6 protein-coding genes are annotated in these 16,203 nt (G+C 58.5%); all 6 read right to left on the minus strand.

Going from position 1 to position 16,203, the window contains the following annotated elements; translation table 11 throughout:
• Nucleotides 1–158 precede the first annotated feature (158 nt).
• Nucleotides 159–4,547 (minus strand): hybrid sensor histidine kinase/response regulator transcription factor, encoded by a 4,389-nt coding sequence (locus V9K67_RS24165; protein ID WP_336727168.1) that lies wholly within the window; start codon nucleotides 4,545–4,547, stop codon nucleotides 159–161.
• Nucleotides 4,548–4,580: 33 nt separating this feature from the next.
• A complete protein-coding gene (locus tag V9K67_RS24170; RefSeq protein ID WP_336727170.1) occupies nucleotides 4,581–5,741 on the minus strand; it encodes a sialidase family protein in 1,161 nt (386 codons plus the stop codon).
• A gap of 234 nt (nucleotides 5,742–5,975) precedes the next feature.
• Nucleotides 5,976–9,581, minus strand: coding sequence for a T9SS type A sorting domain-containing protein (locus V9K67_RS24175; protein WP_336727172.1), 3,606 nt, complete (start codon nucleotides 9,579–9,581; stop codon nucleotides 5,976–5,978).
• Between the two features lie 109 nt (nucleotides 9,582–9,690).
• The gene (locus tag V9K67_RS24180) at nucleotides 9,691–10,629 is read right to left on the minus strand and encodes a hypothetical protein (protein ID WP_336727174.1); all 939 of its coding nucleotides are present in this window, start codon (nucleotides 10,627–10,629) and stop codon (nucleotides 9,691–9,693) included.
• A 43-nt stretch (nucleotides 10,630–10,672) separates the two neighbouring features.
• Nucleotides 10,673–12,553 (minus strand): RagB/SusD family nutrient uptake outer membrane protein, encoded by a 1,881-nt coding sequence (locus V9K67_RS24185; RefSeq protein ID WP_336727176.1) that lies wholly within the window; start codon nucleotides 12,551–12,553, stop codon nucleotides 10,673–10,675.
• Between the two features lie 36 nt (nucleotides 12,554–12,589).
• Nucleotides 12,590–16,036: a TonB-dependent receptor gene (locus V9K67_RS24190; RefSeq protein ID WP_336727177.1), complete on the minus strand. Its 3,447-nt coding sequence runs from the start codon at nucleotides 16,034–16,036 to the stop codon at nucleotides 12,590–12,592.
• Nucleotides 16,037–16,203: the final 167 nt, after the last annotated feature.

Below are 16,203 nucleotides of genomic sequence, written 5' to 3' on the forward strand. Positions count from 1 at the left end.
AAAGAAAGAGGGATAAGAATTGAAGCCTTATGAGGCAGCCAGTCTTTGTTGCTGACTTGCAAGTACTTCTCCCGCGAAGCTACGATCCCCCTCCCTACGTGGGGAGGGGGTGGTCCCGCCTCTGGCGAGACCGGGGGAGAGGTTTTACGCCCGGGCGGCTATGCTTGTACCCTGCCCGGGTCCTTGATATACTCCGCGGGGGAAAGGCCGTACTTTTCGCGGAAGCAGGTACTGAAATACTTGGGGCTGTTGAAGCCGCAGAGGGCGGCCACTTCCGACACTTTCAACGTGCCGTCCTCAAAATATTTGCGGGCTTTGGCCAGCCGCATATCGCGGACAAATTCGACGGGAGCCGACCCGGTAAGGCTTTTGAACTTTTTGTAAAAGGTGGTGCGGCCCATATTCACCGATTCCGCCACCAGGTCGATATTGAAGGTATAGTCGGCCATTTTTTCTTCCACGATCGCGATCACTCTTTTCAGGAACGCCTCATCGGCTTCGGTGATGACGGCCTCCGCGGGCAGCAGTTCGGATGGCGCCACGGAAGTTGGGGCAGGCTCCGGCACCCTCCTTTGCGTTTGCAGGGACGCAAACAAGCGCGCCCTTCGCTGCAACAGGCTGTTGATGGAGGCAAAAAGCAAATCGCTGTTAAACGGCTTGGTCAGGTAAAAGTCCGCCCCGTACCGGATTGCTTCCAGCTGGCTTTCCACGGACGACTTCGCCGTCAGCAGGACCACGGGAATATGGCTGGTGCCGGGCGTATTTTTCAGGCGGTCCAGCAGTTCAATGCCGTTCATTTCCGGCATCATCACATCACTGACCACCAGGTCGGGCAGCAGGCTCCGGGCGGCGGCATAGCCTTCCGCCCCGTTCGCCGCCGTGGTAACGGCATAATGCCGGCTGAGCTGCTGCGCCAGGAAACTTCTCAATTCCTCATCATCCTCCACCAGCAGTACCAGTGGCTGCCCGGAAGGTTCGGGGCGCAAGCTGCTTTCCAGGGGCAGTGGCGGTTGCGGCACTGCGGCCGCAGCCGTTCCTTCGGGGGCGGCCGGCGGTAGGCTGCCGGGGGCCAGGGGCTCTTTTTTCAGCGTAAAGCGCACCGTCAGCCCGCCATAGCTGTTCGTAAAGGCTTCGATCGTTCCCTCATGCAGCTCCACCAGCTCTTTCGACAGGGCCAGCCCGATGCCGATGCCTTTCATCTGCCGGTTACCGGTGGAAGCGCCGCTGTGAAACAGCTGGAACATACCGGCCAGCTGCTCCTCTTTTACGCCGGGTCCCTGGTCCTCCACCGCCACGGCCACCCTTCCGGCCCCATCGTCGCAGGTAAGGCGCAGCCGGATGGCTTTGCCCGGGGGCGTAAACTTGAATGCGTTCGCCAGCAGGTTGTACAGCACCGTGGCAATCTTCTCCGCATCCATCGATACGTTGCAGGAGGCTTCCTCCGAAATAATGTCGAAGGGTATGTTTTTTTCCAGCTGCTGTCCCTTAAAGTGCTCCGCGGTCTCCCGGGCCAGCTGCACGAGGTCGGCCGGGGCCCGGACCAGCTGCAGCTTTTCGGCCTGCACTTTCCGGAACTCCAGCAGCTGGTTGATGAAATGCACCATCCGGTGGGCATTTTTCGTGATCACCTGCAGGTATCCCTCCCCTTCGGCGGACAGCTTTTCCCGGCGGGCCAGCTGTTCCAGCGGGTTGACGATCAGGGTCAGCGGGGTGCGGAGCTCGTGGGAAATATTGGTAAAGAAATTCAGCTTCAGCTCGGACAGTTGCTGCTCGATCACCACCTCGTTGCGGAGCTTTATCAGGGTAATGGCGAAGCGGCGGATCATCAGCAGGAGGCCGAGCGCCAGGAGCGCATAAATGCCATACGCCCACCAGGTTCTCCAGAAAGGAGGGGCGATAAGGATCGCCAGCTTCCGGTAGGTGCCTTCCAGGTAGTCTTCGCCGTCGCCTTTCACCTCAAAGAGGTATTTCCCGGGAGGCAAATGCGGAAAGACCGCACGGCCGGACACATCCTTGATCCAGTTGTTGTTAAAACCCTTTAGCCGGTAAACATACTGGTGCGCCTTCCTGCGGTAATCGGCAATGGTATACTGCAGCGCGATCGTGTTTTCGTCGTGCCGCAAACGCAGCACATCCACATAATGGATGTCCCGGCCCCGGTCCGCGGCTCCCGCTACCAGGGCCGCCTCCCGGTTGTTGATCTGCAGAGAGCTGAAAAGGACCCGGGAGGGAACGGCCGTACGGGGCAGTTTCCGGGGATCGAAGGTCACCAGGCCCTGGGAGGTGCCAAACACCAGGTTGCCTTCCGGGTCCTTGGCACAGGCACTTTCCGAAAACCCCCGCGTCGGCAATCCGTCATAGGAATCATAATTGGTCAGGCGTCCGTCGTCGGGAGCATAACAGGCGATCCCGGCTTCCGTAGCCATCCAGATATTGCCCTGGTTGTCTTCCAGGCAGCTTAATACATAGTCGTTGGCCAGGCCGTCTTTTTTATGAAGGGTTTTAAACGAGCGCTTCCCCCCGGGTGTTTTCCGCACACAGGAGATGCCGCCCCCGGCGGTCGCCACCCACATCTGCTCCCGGGAATCCTCCATGATATACAGCACGTCATTGTCCGGCAGTCCGCCGGATTGCGACCTGTCGTGCCGGTAGATCTGCACCCGGTACCGGTTGCCCTGCCGGTGTTCCGGCTCCAGGATCAGCAGTCCGCCGGTGGTCGCTACCCAGATGGCACCGTGCCGGTCCGCTGTAAGACGCCGCACCTTGATGAAGGTTTCCGCATCGTACTTCGAAGACCTGAGGGACAGGGGATGAAAAGAACAGCTGTCCCCCTTTTCCGACACCCGGAACAGGCCGGCATCATACGACCCGATCCAGATATTATGGGCAGGATCCTCCAGGATGGAATGAATGGTCACACCGGATTGATGGTTACGGATTTTTGGGTAATGCTTCAGGATATAAGCCGTCCGGTCGCTGTTTTGGGGTATGGCCTTATACAGCCCGGAGTCTTTGGTACCGATCCAGATATTGCCCCTGCTGTCTTCCTTAAGGGCGTAGGCGATAAACGAATAGTCGCTTATGGCGCGGCGATTGAAGGTAACCGGCACCGGCCTTCCTTTCAGTCGAACCGCCAGCCGGCCTCCTTTGGCCGACACCCATTGCCGGTAAAGGTTGTCGAAGCAGACGGCCCTGACCTCATTATCGGGAAAATGGTCGGATTGCGCGATGTCTTCAAAAAGGAGTACGTTCCGCTGCAGGATGATCTTCACGATACCCCCGGATTCCGAACTCACCCAGATCACCCCGGTCTTATCGTAAAATACCCGCGCAACGGAATTGTAATACTGCCGGCCGGAAAGTCCTTCAAAATCAAGCGCCGGGTGCAGCGCTCCCGCCTCCGGTTGGTAATAAGCGAACTCCCCGTTTAAAAACCGGATCCAGACGGTTCCGTTCTTATCCTCAAAAGCCTCGAACTGGTTGGAAGGGTAGCGCCGGGGGGCCTGCGCCGCAGAAAAGTAGCGGAACTGGTCTTTGCCACTTTCCAGGAGCGCTATGCCGGCATCAACGGCTTCGATCCATAAATTGCCGTTGGAGTCTTCGAACATACCTCTTAATTCATGCCGGGCGGTTATCCCCTGCCCCAGCAACGAATTGTTCTTAAACTCCTTTACAAATAATTTTCCCGACTTCGTAGTGATGTATACTTTATCCGAGAGCTTCGAACAAAGCAGGGTGGCAATGTGCTCTCCCGGCAGTTCCGCCGTATGAAAGCGGCGGTCCGCTTTGGAATACACCCCTATAGCCCCTTCGCCGGTGCTGAAAAATATATGGGATTTATTCTCCGACCGCTTGATGAAGCTTTTGGGGGCAAATACCGTTTTTTGAAATTCCTTTTTGTAGCTGCCGGAGGGGGTTTTCACCAGCTTTTCCACGCCCCCCCTGCAGACGATCCAGATACCGTGTTGGTCATCCTCATGAATGAAAAAGATCTTATCGGAGGGCAGGGAACGGGCCGGCTCCAGGGTGGCGGCAAACTGCACCACGTCCCGGGCGGAGGGGTTGTTTACCGGCAAATAAAAGACCCCGTCATTCATGGAGATCAGCCAGATGCCCTCATTGAAAATGCCGGCGATCGAGCGGAAAAAAATGTTCTTCCCCGTTTTCCGGTCCACAAGCTCCTTCACGGAAATGAAGGTTTCCGTACTCTTGTCAAATCGATAAAGCACGTTATCGTAAGTAAGGATCCACAAACAACCTTTATGATCATCCACCATCTGGACGACCCGGTTATTTTCCAGGGGCGCCCCGCTGCCAAAGGACGAAAACGCTTTAAAGGAGCGACCGTCAAAACGGTTGACACCATCCCAGGTTCCAAACCACATGAAGCCGTCGTCATCTTTCACAATGGAGGTGACCGTTCGGTGCGAAAGTCCTTCTTCCGCCGAATAATACTCTGTTTTATAGCGAACCTGCGCATAGCCCGTTTGGGCCAGGACGCAGCAAAGCAACACCTGTATTAAGTGAAACGGAAACAGCTTTCGCATGTAGGTTATTTTGCGTTCCGGAGTCCAGCTTTTTTAGTCCGCCGCACTTTTCACGAGCGGGAGCTTATCGAAGGGCCACTGCCCCTGTTTCATGGGAAAGGTTTGCAGCTTAGCCGGGTCGATCACCACGTGTTTGATGCGCTTGCGGTGCCAGGTATAGACAATATGTACCAGCCCGTCGGAGGTCTGGATAACAGAGGGATAGGAGTACTGCATTTCCGGCTCCGTTGTATAATCCAGTACCAGGGCCGCTTCCCAGGCTTTGCCGTCTTTACAGACCGCTACGTTGATCACGCCGCGCCCATTATGGCCCAAATCTTTCTGATCTCGTGTGGAATGGTTGTACACCAGCAGGTGCCGCCCGTCTTTGAGCGTGACGGCGTCCAGGCCGGAATTGTTATTGGGCAGCTCCAGCGCCTGCATTTCCGACCAGGTACGTCCGCCGTCGCCGGACCAGCACTCCACTATATGGCCGTCGGTATTGTTCGGCGTCCGGCAAAGCATCTGGATACGGCCGTCGGCATGCGTGAGTAAGGTCGGTTGTATGGCGCCCACTTTCTTCGGATCGTTCAGCGGCCCGATAAATTTCCAGGTTTTGCCCCCGTCCGTGCTCCGTTCGATATGCGCGCGCCAGCCCTGGCCTTCCGTGCTGGACGGGGAAAGGATCGTACCGTCGCTGAGCTGGATGGGTTTGTTTTTAATGGGTCCGAGGATGTTGGCGGGCAGCTTTTGGGCCTTGCTCCAGGTGTGGCCGTTATCGCCGGAGGTGATCACCTCGCCCCACCATTCCCGGGGATTGGGTCCCACTTTGTAATACAGCATCAGGTTGCCGCCTTTGGGTTGAAAAATGACCGGGTTCCAGGTGGGAAACCGTTTCCCGTCGGGCTGTATGCCGTTGGCCACGCTTACGGGAGCCGTCCAGCTGCCATCCGCTTTTTTCCGCTGCAACCGGATTTCTACGTCCGGGTGCCGCTCATAGGTGCCGCCAAAATAGGTGCAGAGCAGCTCCTTGTTTGCCAGTTCCACGATGGTCACCGCATGGCAGGACGGGAAGTCTGCGGTCCTGTATAAAAATTCCTGGGAAACAACAGCGGGTTGCGGGGCGGCCGCACGGGTTTCCGTTTTAGGGCCTTCATTGTTCTTCAGGCACAGGCCGGCTACGGCTAAAGTAAGGGATAGAAAAGCTTTAATCATATGGAAAAATAATCTTAATGATCACAAACAGGTTCACGCAATCGTTCAGAAGATAAACAACCAAAGAGCGTTTTTCAACCACAGCAGCGAGCTTTTTTTTAACTTTTTTTACCCTGGGGTTAACCTTCTTTAACTGCCGGCACCGGGCACAAAAAAAGGAGGGGTTGAAACCCCTCCCGTTGCTTGCTTGCTAGTCTATCACTGAGAAACTTAAAAATCAGGTTGTCATGGACGTTACTGCTTCAGCAGCTTGATGGTCTGGCGCTCCCCACCCTGGATTACTTCCAGCAGGTAGAGGCCTTTGCCCAAAGCGCTGCCGATGGTCAGGCTGCCGTTGGCGGCCACGTTGCCGTGCTGTTCCACCACGTTGCCCAGGGCATCGGTCACCTTCAGGGTCACCGCCTTACCCGAGCCGCCGCGCAGCTGCAGTTGGAAGGAAGTGGACGAAGGGTTGGGGTAAGCGGTCACGTTCAGCACACCCGTAGAGGACTCTTCGGCCCCGTTGCGGGCGAGGGAACCGGCTGCACCGCAGCTGCCGCCCAGCACTTTGGTTTGGGCAGTGCTGCTGCCGGCGCAGTTCAGGGCAGTGATGCCCAGGATGCCGCCGTTATAGCCGTCCTGCACCGATACGAGGATGCTATTGGTGGTCTCGCCGCTGACGGCCACCAGGCCTGCAGGCAGCGTCCACTGGTAGCTCAGGGCGGTATTTACCGCTGCTGCTTTATACCATACCTGCGTGCCGCAGGCCGGGTTGGACTGGCCGATAATGTTACCGGGAGCATAGGGTTTGGCCGGAAGAGCTACATAAAGGTTGCGGCTCACACCGGTACCGGAACAGTTCACGGCAGCTACGGTCACCAGGCCCTTGGTAAAGGAGTTCAGGAATTCGATCTCCACGGTTGCCGTTCCCGCGCCGCTGTTGATGCGGGCGCCTTCGGGCAGGGTCCACTGGTAGGCCGTGGCGCCGTCCACGGGGGCGGCACTGAAGCTGCGCACCTCACCGGGGCAAACCGGGGCGGTGGAGCTGGTGATGCTGGCGGGGATAGCCGGTTTGGCCGTGGTTTGCAGGAACAGGTTGCGGCCTACGCTACCACCGGCGAAGTTCAGGGCTTGCACCTGGATGAGGCCGTTAGAGAAGCCGGGAGCGAACTGCACCTTCACGCTGTTGGTTCCCTGTCCGGATACGATGGAAGCGTTCGCAGGAACGGTCCACTGGTAGGAAACGGTGTTGGCCACCACTGGTATGCTGTAGGTTTCTTCAGAACCGGGGCATACGCGGTTGTTGCCTTCCAGGCTGCCGGGCTGGGCCGGCACAGCAGCCGGTACGGCGGCAATGTGCACCGTGCGGGTCATGGAAGAGCCTTCCGCGTCGGTAACGGTAAAGGTAAAGGAGGCCAGGCCCTGGTGGGGCGTCAAGAACTCAACGATACCAGGCTTTGCCGGCGTCATGGTGGCAGTGCCATTTACCTCGTTATCGATGGTAAATACGGGCGATTTGGAATAACCGCGGGTCAGTTGCTTCAGGTCGATGGTCACCTTCTTGCCGGCAGCGGTCACCTGGTGGTCGCCGCCCATGAACTCGAGGTAGTCGTCCAGGTTGGTGAACCCGTCGTGGTCGGCATCGGCGTTCGAATCGGAGAAATCGCCGGCCAGGGAATTGACGTTCAGCTTTTTGAGGCGTTCCCACCAGTCGGGCAGACCGTCGCCGTCGGTATCCCAGTCAGCGGCACGGCGCAGTTCGGGATACTCTTCCCATCCGCCCACATCGGTATGCGAGTCGGGCAGACCGGGGTAATTGGTTTTGCTGCCGCGGTAGGTAAAGGTGCTGTCGTGGGTTTCGGTCACGACGCGGATGTCGTGTTCATCAAATACGGGCTGGTTGGCGCCCACGTTGGAGAGCACGCGCTTGTAGGCTTCGCGGGCCGACTGGGTGGCGATATTGCCGCCAAAGGCGAAGGGCTGGTCCACGAAGGTTTCGTAGTTGACGATCTCGCCGCCCGAGATGGTGCTGTTGCGTCCGACGCTTTGGTTGGTCTCGTCGAAACGGCCGGGCATCACGTTGCCGGCGAAGTAGCAGCGCTGCATGCCCTTGCCCACGCCTTCGTGGTTGAGCGTGAAGGCCACCTGCTTTGTAGTGGCGGCGCCGCGCTTATAGTAGTTGCCTACGAAGTTCACCTCGTTGGCACCGCCGTCGGTGGTGCGGCCGCGCCAGTTGTACACCACGTTGTTGCGGATATCGAGCTTGCCCGAATAAAACCCGTTGCCGTCGAGACCGCCGCCCAGGCTCCAGTTGCGGCCTTCGCAATGGGCCAGCAGGTTGTGGTGGAACGAGCCAATGGTACCGCCGATGGTAGCCGCATAACCGTGAGCCGTGCCCGCGGGATAATTCTGGTGGTTGGCCACGTTCAGGGCTTCGGAGATCAGGGTACGCTGCAGGGTAATATTCTTGGCGCCGCGCGAGCTGAAGGCTTCGTCGATGGTCCAGCTGATGGAGCAGTTGTCCATAATGCTGTGGTCGCCGTTGAGGCCCATGCCGTCATAGGTGGGGCCGGACCCTACCCGCACGCGCATATGGCGGATGATGTCGTCCTTGCCGCCGCAGCCGAAAGGAGCGCCCTTGATGCAGATGCCTTTGCCGGGGGCCGTCTGGCCGGCCACGGTCACGTAGTTGCTGCCGAGGGTAAGGCGGCTCTTCAGGGTGATGATGCCCGACACGTCGAAGACGATGGTGCGGGGGCCGATATCATTGCTCACCGCTTCGCGCAGGGAGCCGGGGCCCGCATCATTGAGGTTGGTCACGTGCACCACCTTGCCGCCGCGGCCGCCGCGGGCAAACTGCCCGTAGCCTTCGGCATCGCGGAACGCCAGCTGGCGGGGACGGTAATACCAGACATTACCGTGGGTCACGTTGCCTTCGGCATCTTCCTGGTCCACACGCCAGTAGTAGGTATTCATGCTGTACTGGCTGGTGGCGGTAAAGGAGGTGCCGGACTGGCGCCCTTTGTACAGGGGTGAAGCGGTGGTGGCATTGGCTACCGAGGTGGAGTCGGTACCGAAATAGATACGGCTGGCCACGGCATTGGCGGCGTTGGTCCACGAAAGGGTAGCCGAGCCCTGGTCGGCGTTCACATGCTCGTCGGCATTGGCCGGGAAGGGCGTTTGCGCCTGGTATTTCGGGTTGGCGGTGTTGATCTCAATAGCGTTGATCATGAAGTTGCGGATGCTGGCGCCGGTGGTGCTGTCCGCTACGAACAGCGCTACCACGTCCTGGCCGGGCACCGCATCGGCATACATGTAGGCCGTAGGTACGTTGGCGGTAACCGTTTCGCGGATGCTGAGCACGAGGTTATCGTACTTTTTCACCCCGTTCATGTAAATGTCGATCGGGGCGGCGGCGCCGGGGGTCAGGGCGTCCACGTTGTTGTGGTAGGTAAGCAGGCTGTGACGGCCGGCGGGCAGGCCGCTGATGCGCATTTCGATCTGCGCACCCCCATTGCCGTTGTTCACCCGCACGCCATCGCACACCAGGCGGGCAAAGAAGGGCGTCTGGATACCTGCCTTGTACCAGTTGGTGGACAGCTTATCGCCATACGGCTTCTTGCGGATAAGGCTGATCTGCACGCCGCCGTTGAGCGAGAACCGGGCGGTGTCCACGACGTTGGAGGCCAGGGCCCAGTTGAGGTAACCGGGTTCGTGCACTTCCGCTTCGGGACGGCCTGCCTGGTTCAGGTCGATCTTATAGACCGGGTTTTGCGCCGAAGCGCCTTCGGCCCCAAGGGTACAGATGGTGGTCAGGAGGCCATAGCCCAGCCCCCTGCATGCTTTGTAAAAAGGCTGCATTTGTTTGATTTAATCGTTAGGTATAGATGTAAGTAATGGACAGTAGCATCCCCCTCCCGTCCATCTCGCCTGAGGCGAGACGGCACGGGACAAGACCGGGGGACAGAGGTTAATTCTGGATCTTGATGCTCACGTTCAAATACGGATTGCCCAGGTAATCGGTCGCCACCGCGTTCACGACCATCGCCCCGTACTTTCCTTCGGGGGTGCGGAAGAATACGTACTGGCCGGCCTTAATGCCCGCGGATACGTGGGTGAGGTTGAGGGTCACTTTCTTCGCCTCGGCTTCGATGGCCTTGCCCGATTTCAGCAGGCTGATGAAATTTGCCGCCGAACCGGTGGCCGCCGAGAACAGCGTGGTCCGTTTGTTGGCCCAGCCCGACAGGTCGTAGGGCGCAAACGGGTTGGTGGGCGCGGAAGGAGAATACAGGTAGTAGGTGGTCGTTATGGTGCCGTTGGTTTCCACCTTAAAGGCGCGGTAAATGCCCAGGTCGATATCAGCCGCATTGGCGGCCCCTTCGGTATAGCTGTAGGTGGTGCCCTTGGCCAGGGAAAGATAGCTTTGTGCCTGCTTGCCCACGGTATCGGGGAAGTACAGCTTGCGGTTGGACAGGTGGCGGTAATCCGACAACACATTCAGGACGATCGTCTTATAGCCATCGCCCAGGAACACGCCGTCCTTGTCCAGGGCCCAGATACGGTAGGAGCTTTCGCCCACGCCTTCGGCCTTCAGGGTCAGCTGGCCGGAATAGCTCCGGCGCTTGGCAGTTTCGTTAATGGGGATTTTGATAAAAGGCGTGGTAGCGCCCACTTTCAGCACGCAGACCATGTACATGTCCTGGTTGGGCGAGTTGATGGTATAGTCCACCACCACGCTGTCGCCGGGGTTCAGGTCATTGCGTTCCGCCGCGGCGTTGGGCTTGTCGTTGTGAAGGGTAAGGGTCACATCGAACATATTGAAGATGTTCGACGCCTCTTTTTTGCAGGATGCCATCAGGCCGCAGAGGCCGATGATCAGGGCGTATATCCTGGTAGGAATATGTTTCATGTTGATTGGTCGTTTGTTGGATAGAAGTTAGTAGGATGTCGGATTAAAGCGGGTCGAAGGTGCCGCCGTCCCAGCCGATGGTTTGCTCCAGCAGCGGGCTGGAGTTCATAAAGGCGTTGTGGAAGGGCAGGAAATAATAATACTCCGGCATGCTGAAGACACCATTGTTCGCAGGAACGACGACCTTGTACGGATACTTGAAAAAGGACTGCACCGAACTTTTATTCGACAGGTTCAGGGTATCGCGGACACGCGTGCCCTTTGCCGGGTCGATGATGGTTTCCAGCTCTTTCTTCTTGGCATCGCTGACGGGTTCGAACTGCAGGGAGCCGAGCTGGCCGCTCAGCAGGTGCATGCGGCGGGTGCGGCGGAGGTCGTCGCCACGCTTGCCTTCAAAGGCAAATTCCACCATGCGTTCGTTCAGGATCAGGTCGCGCATCTCGTCTTTATTGCCGGCCAGGGCCAGGCCGTAATCCTGGGAACCCTCCACGATGCCCGCCCGTTTGCGCAGGGCCCGTACCAGGTCCTTGGACAGGGCCAGGTCGCCGGTTTCATTGGCGGTTTCGGCATAGTTCAGCAGCACTTCGGCAAAGCGCAGCTCGATCCAGTCCATACCGCTGCCGCCATAGTCGCCGCTCTGGCGTACGCTGCCGGTGGCCAGGTCGGGGCTGGAAAAGCGCTTGACGTACAGCCCCTGGCTGCCGTCGTTCGTTCCGTTGTCGGCCAGGGCATTGATGTAGGTCCACTGCTTGCGGTTTTCTTTGCCGCTAAGCTTCCAGGTGCTGCCGTTGAAGGCAATGGAGGCCGCAAAGCGGGGATCGCGGTTCTGCCAGAACAGCACTGCATCATAACCGCTGTTGCTGGCCGTGATGGGAATGCCGTCCTTCATGGTATAGGCATCGACCATCCGGGTGCTGGGATAATATACTTCGGAAGGCTGGCCGCTTTCGGAGGCGGGCCGGCTGCGGGCTTCCACGCCATGGCCGCGTTTCGGCTGGAGGGCGGAATAAGATTTAATGATGATGGCTTCCTTGTTGTCCTTGCCTTCGAGCTGGAAGAGGGTGGCGTAGTTGGGCAACAGGTCGTGCCCGGCCGCCTTGCAGATCTCATAAGCCGCCTTGGCCGCCTGGTGGGCCGTATTCCAGCGTTCGGGGTCGTAGGCATGCTTGCCGTCGTTGACGGGGTTGAACTGCGGGCTGGCCCAATACAGGAGGGCCCGGGACTTGAGGGCGGCGGCAGCGGCTTTGGTGAGTTTGCCCCTTTCCGTATTGGCATCGTAGGTCACCCCTTCGAGGTTCACGATGGCCGAATCCAGGTCTTTGACGATCTGCTCGAACATGACCTTGGCCTTCACCCTTCCATTGAGGTTCAGGTTGTTGGGATTCTGGGGTTCCAGCACCAGGGGAACACCGCCGTAGTACTTCGTCAGCTGGAAATAATTCAGGGCCCGCAGGGCGTAAAACTGGCCCAGCATTTCGCGTTTGATATCGCCGGGTATGGTTTTGCTGCCCGGCAGGTTCACGATGGCCAGGTTGCTCTTGCCGATATCGAAATAGCGGTTGTCGCCGATATTGTCGCCCTGTTGCTTCGAGGCGATAAACCGCGGATCGTTGGAGATCAGGAAGCCGTTGAAGTTGAACACCTTTTTGCCCCAGGAGTCGTTGGCGGAAAAATAGTTTTCGTCGCTGACCAGGTGGATGTTGAAGTTATTGGCGGTATACTGGTAGGGAAAGTCGGGCAGGGACATGTCGTAGGTTTCGTTCAGCAGGAACTGTACGGCTCCCGCCTGCTCCCAGATCTGGGCGTCGATCCCGTCGCGGTCTTCCAGCCTCAGGTAGTCCGATGTTTTTTTACAGCCGCCGAGCGTCATCGCTGCTGTCAGCGCCGCCAGCAGGTATATAGAAGATTTCGTTTTCTTTTTCATGATCAGGTAAAACGTATGCGTTCGTAATTGGATGTATTAAAAGCCCAGGCTGAGGCCTACCGAAAGGGTACGCAGCGTGGGATAGTCGTAGATATAAGAGGAATAAGGGTCTTTGTACTTCAGGGGATTTTTGAGCACCCACAGGTTGTTGCCCGTAGCCAGGATCCGTGCGTTGTCCAGCCCGATGCGGCGGATAATATGGGAAGGAACCTTGTAGCTGACGGTCATATCGTTCACCCGTACCATGGTACCGTCCACGGCCCAGAAGGTCGACTCCCAGCCCGACACGATTGAAGGATCATCGGTGCGGGGGAAGCGTCCGGCCGGGTTTTCCGGGGTCCAGCGGTCGGTCCAGAAGGCCGGCACGTTCTTGGCGGCGGTGGGGGCGCTCCTGCGGGCTTTGGAGTCGTAGAACTCCTTGCCGCCGAAGCGGGCGGCCACGTTCACGTTCAGGGCAAAGGACTTGTAGATCAGGCCGAGCTGGCTGCCGGTGGACAGGCGGGCATCCACCCGGTCGAACATGAGCGTCCGGTCGCGGTCGGTGATGATGCCGTCGCCGTTGGCGTCCTTGAAGTACAGCCAGCCGGGCTGGGGCACCTTGCCGTCGATGGTGTAGTTGGGATTCTTCGACAGGAAGGCATCCACTTCCGCCTGGGTGCGGAACATGCCCTCGGTGACCAGGCCGAAGTTGTTGCTGTTGTACTTGCGGGGGTCGGTACCCAGGTTGTAGATCCAGTCCTCGGGGGAGTTTTCCCACAGCAGGTAGCGGTTGTAGAACATGCGGTCGGTGACCCCGTTGGCGAAGCCGAAGTTGATGGACGCCTTCAGCTGCAGTTCGCGGGCCAGGCGGGCCTGGTAGCCGATGGAAAATTCCGAGCCCCAGGAGTGGCGCTGCTGGTAGTTCACGATGGGGGCTTTAAAGCCGGCGAAATACGGGAAGTTCGCGTCGTTGCCTTTATCGAAGGCATCGTAAATATAATCCTGGAAGAAGTCGGCGGTGAGGTTCAGCTTATTCTGAAACAAGGCCACATCCACGCCCCCGTTCAGGGTGCGCTTTTTTTCCCAGGTAATGTCGGGGTTGGGAATGATCTGCTGCTTCAGGCCGGGCACCAGGGTTTCGCCGTATAACGTACCGACGGCATCCACCCGGAACCGCTCCTGCCACAGGCGGCTGCTGACCCGGTCATCCCCCGTCAGGCCGAAATTTGCCCGCAGCTTGAGGTAGGAAACAAAGGGAACGGCATCGTGGAAAAAGTCTTCCTGGCTCACCACCCAGCCCAAGCCCACGCTGGGAGAAATGCCCCAGATATTCTTGTTGACGAAGTTGGAGGAAGCATCGAAGCGGGTGATGCCTTCCACGGTGTATTTGTTGTCGTAGTTGTAGCTGAAGCGGCTGAAGAAGGAGCGCTTGGTGGATTCCGAAATGGTCGGGAACGGCTGCGTGGGCGCTTCGTTAAAGGCCCAGTAGGCGTCAAAGCCGGGCACCTGCGGGTTGAGGCCCAGCCAGCCCGCCTCGTCGCCGCGGGAAGCGCTTTGCTCGGCGCCGGCGATGGCGTTGATGCTGTGGCGGCCAAAGGTGCGGGCATACTGCAGGGTAAAGGTGCCCTGCCAGCTGTTGCTTCGGCTCAGGCCGCGCGACAGGCGGCTGTTATCGCCCGCATTCACCAGCACGGAATCCTTCGTCAGGCTGTCGCCGTACAGCAGGCCGTTGTTGCTGATGCGGTTGAACTTGTAGATCCAGTAGGCGGGGCGGTATTCATCGCTGGTGCCGCTGCTGCCGCCCTGCGATACCTGCAGGCGGGCGGTGAGGCCTTTCAAAGCGCCGGCTTCGGGCTGGTACATCAGGTTGGCATTGATGCGGTAGCCGCCGCTTTTGGACGAGCGGTAATAACCGGATGCGATCTGGCCCAGGGGGTGGGAATTGACGCTGTTGTCGTTCACCCAATGGCCGTTGATGCTGGTGGGCACCCAAAGGGGCACCTGGATGAGCTTTTCCAGGAAGGCCTGGTCGTTCTCGCTGGTGCCGTTCTTGCTGAACAGCACGCGCTGGTCCACGTTAAAGCCGATGTCGGCCTTCAGGCTTTTGGCGACCTTGGTGGTCAGGCCGCTGCGGAAGGAGTACTTATCCTGCTTCATGCCGGCATAGTTGGCATTTTCGTTCTGGTAACTGCCCCCGGCAAAGAAGGTCATGCGGTCGGAGCCGCCGGACAGGCTCAGGTTGTGCCTTTGGGTAAGGGCGGGCTGCCACAGTTCGTCGAACCAGCTTTTATTGTTCAGGCCTTTGATGTATTGCAGGTCGGCCTCGGTGAAAAAATTCTTGACATCCTGGTTGTTCATCCGGTAGGTATCGTTCAGCAGCACGGCATGGTCGTAGGCGGAGAGCATTTCGGGCTTGCGCGTGGCGTCGGATACGCCCAGGTAGCCGTTATACGACAGCTTGGGAGCGCCGGCCTTGCCCCTTTTGGTGGTGATGAGCACCACGCCCTTGGCGCCGGCGGCGCCGTAGATGGCGGCCGAAGCGTCTTTGAGGATGCTGATGTCTTCCACCATGGAAGGATCGAGGTTATCGAAATCGGATTTGCCGACAATAATGTTATCGATCACGTACAGGGGCTCCGCCGTGCCGCCCGCCAGGGCATTCGCCTGGGCATTGCGGATGTTCAGGGTGATGCTGGCGCCGGGGCGTCCGGAAGCCGAGCTGACACCCAGGCCCGCGATGCGGCCGCGGAGCGCGCCGGCGATGTTGGGAGCGGGAATGTCCTGGATCTCCGAGGCCTTGATCGAAGCGATGGCACCGGTGGTCTGGTTCTTCTTTTGCGAACCGTAACCGACCACGACCACGTCGTCCATGTTGGCGGCCTTGGCCGCCATGCTGACGGAGACCACGGCACGTCCGCCCACGCTCACCTCCTGGTTCAGCATGCCCACGTAGGTGATCACCAGCACGGCACTGCCTTCAGGAACCTTGATGCTGAAGGTGCCGTCCTCTTTGGTCTGCACGCTCTGCGTGGATCCTTTCACCATAACGGTGGCGCCGCCCAGGCCCCCACCCTTTTCGTCGGTCACCCGGCCGGTAACGATCCGGTCCTGGCGCTGCTCGGTGGTTTTCAGCGGCTCGTAGGTCACCTGTTTGGCGGCGGGCTTCTCCACGGGCTTTTCCGAAAGGATAATGGTTTTCTCATCGATGCGGAAGCCCAGGGGCTGGTTCACCAGGGCCTTGTTCAAAAACTCTTTCAGCGGCATGTCGCGGGCCTCCACCGTTACGGGGCGGGAGTGCTCCAGCAGCTTTTTATTGTAAAAAACACTGTAACCGGTCTGCTGCCGGATGACGGAAAACAGTTTCTTCAGCGGGACGTCCTTTCCGGAAAAAGTGACGGTCTGGGAAAGCCCGGACGCGTACACGTTCAGGGCGGCTGCCACGCAGATCGCGAATATGCGGCTCTTGGGCAATAATTTTCTGGCAGTTCTTGTTAGTAATCGCATAGACTTTCAGTTGAAGCAATAAGAGGGCGCTCCCCGGTTTTGCGGGGCTTTCAGAATACAAGTTGGGTAATGGTAATGGCAGTTAGCGGTTGCGACCCGTAAGTAAAGGAGGAATTTTTCTCATATGGAATGCGTTTTTAGATGGGAAAAATGAAGTAATCGTTTGT

Source organism: Huijunlia imazamoxiresistens, assembly GCF_037132455.1.
Lineage (GTDB): Bacteria > Bacteroidota > Bacteroidia > Chitinophagales > Chitinophagaceae > Flavisolibacter > Flavisolibacter imazamoxiresistens.

Bases quoted from the DNA above. Each gene is read 5' to 3' on its own strand.
- V9K67_RS24165 (WP_336727168.1), bottom strand. From the start codon at position 4,547: ATGCGAAAGCTGTTTCCGTTTCACTTAATACAGGTGTTGCTTTGCTGC.
- V9K67_RS24170 (WP_336727170.1), bottom strand. From the start codon at position 5,741: ATGATTAAAGCTTTTCTATCCCTTACTTTAGCCGTAGCCGGCCTGTGC.
- V9K67_RS24175 (WP_336727172.1), bottom strand. From the start codon at position 9,581: ATGCAGCCTTTTTACAAAGCATGCAGGGGGCTGGGCTATGGCCTCCTG.
- V9K67_RS24180 (WP_336727174.1), bottom strand. From the start codon at position 10,629: ATGAAACATATTCCTACCAGGATATACGCCCTGATCATCGGCCTCTGC.
- V9K67_RS24185 (WP_336727176.1), bottom strand. From the start codon at position 12,553: ATGAAAAAGAAAACGAAATCTTCTATATACCTGCTGGCGGCGCTGACA.
- V9K67_RS24190 (WP_336727177.1), bottom strand. From the start codon at position 16,036: ATGCGATTACTAACAAGAACTGCCAGAAAATTATTGCCCAAGAGCCGC.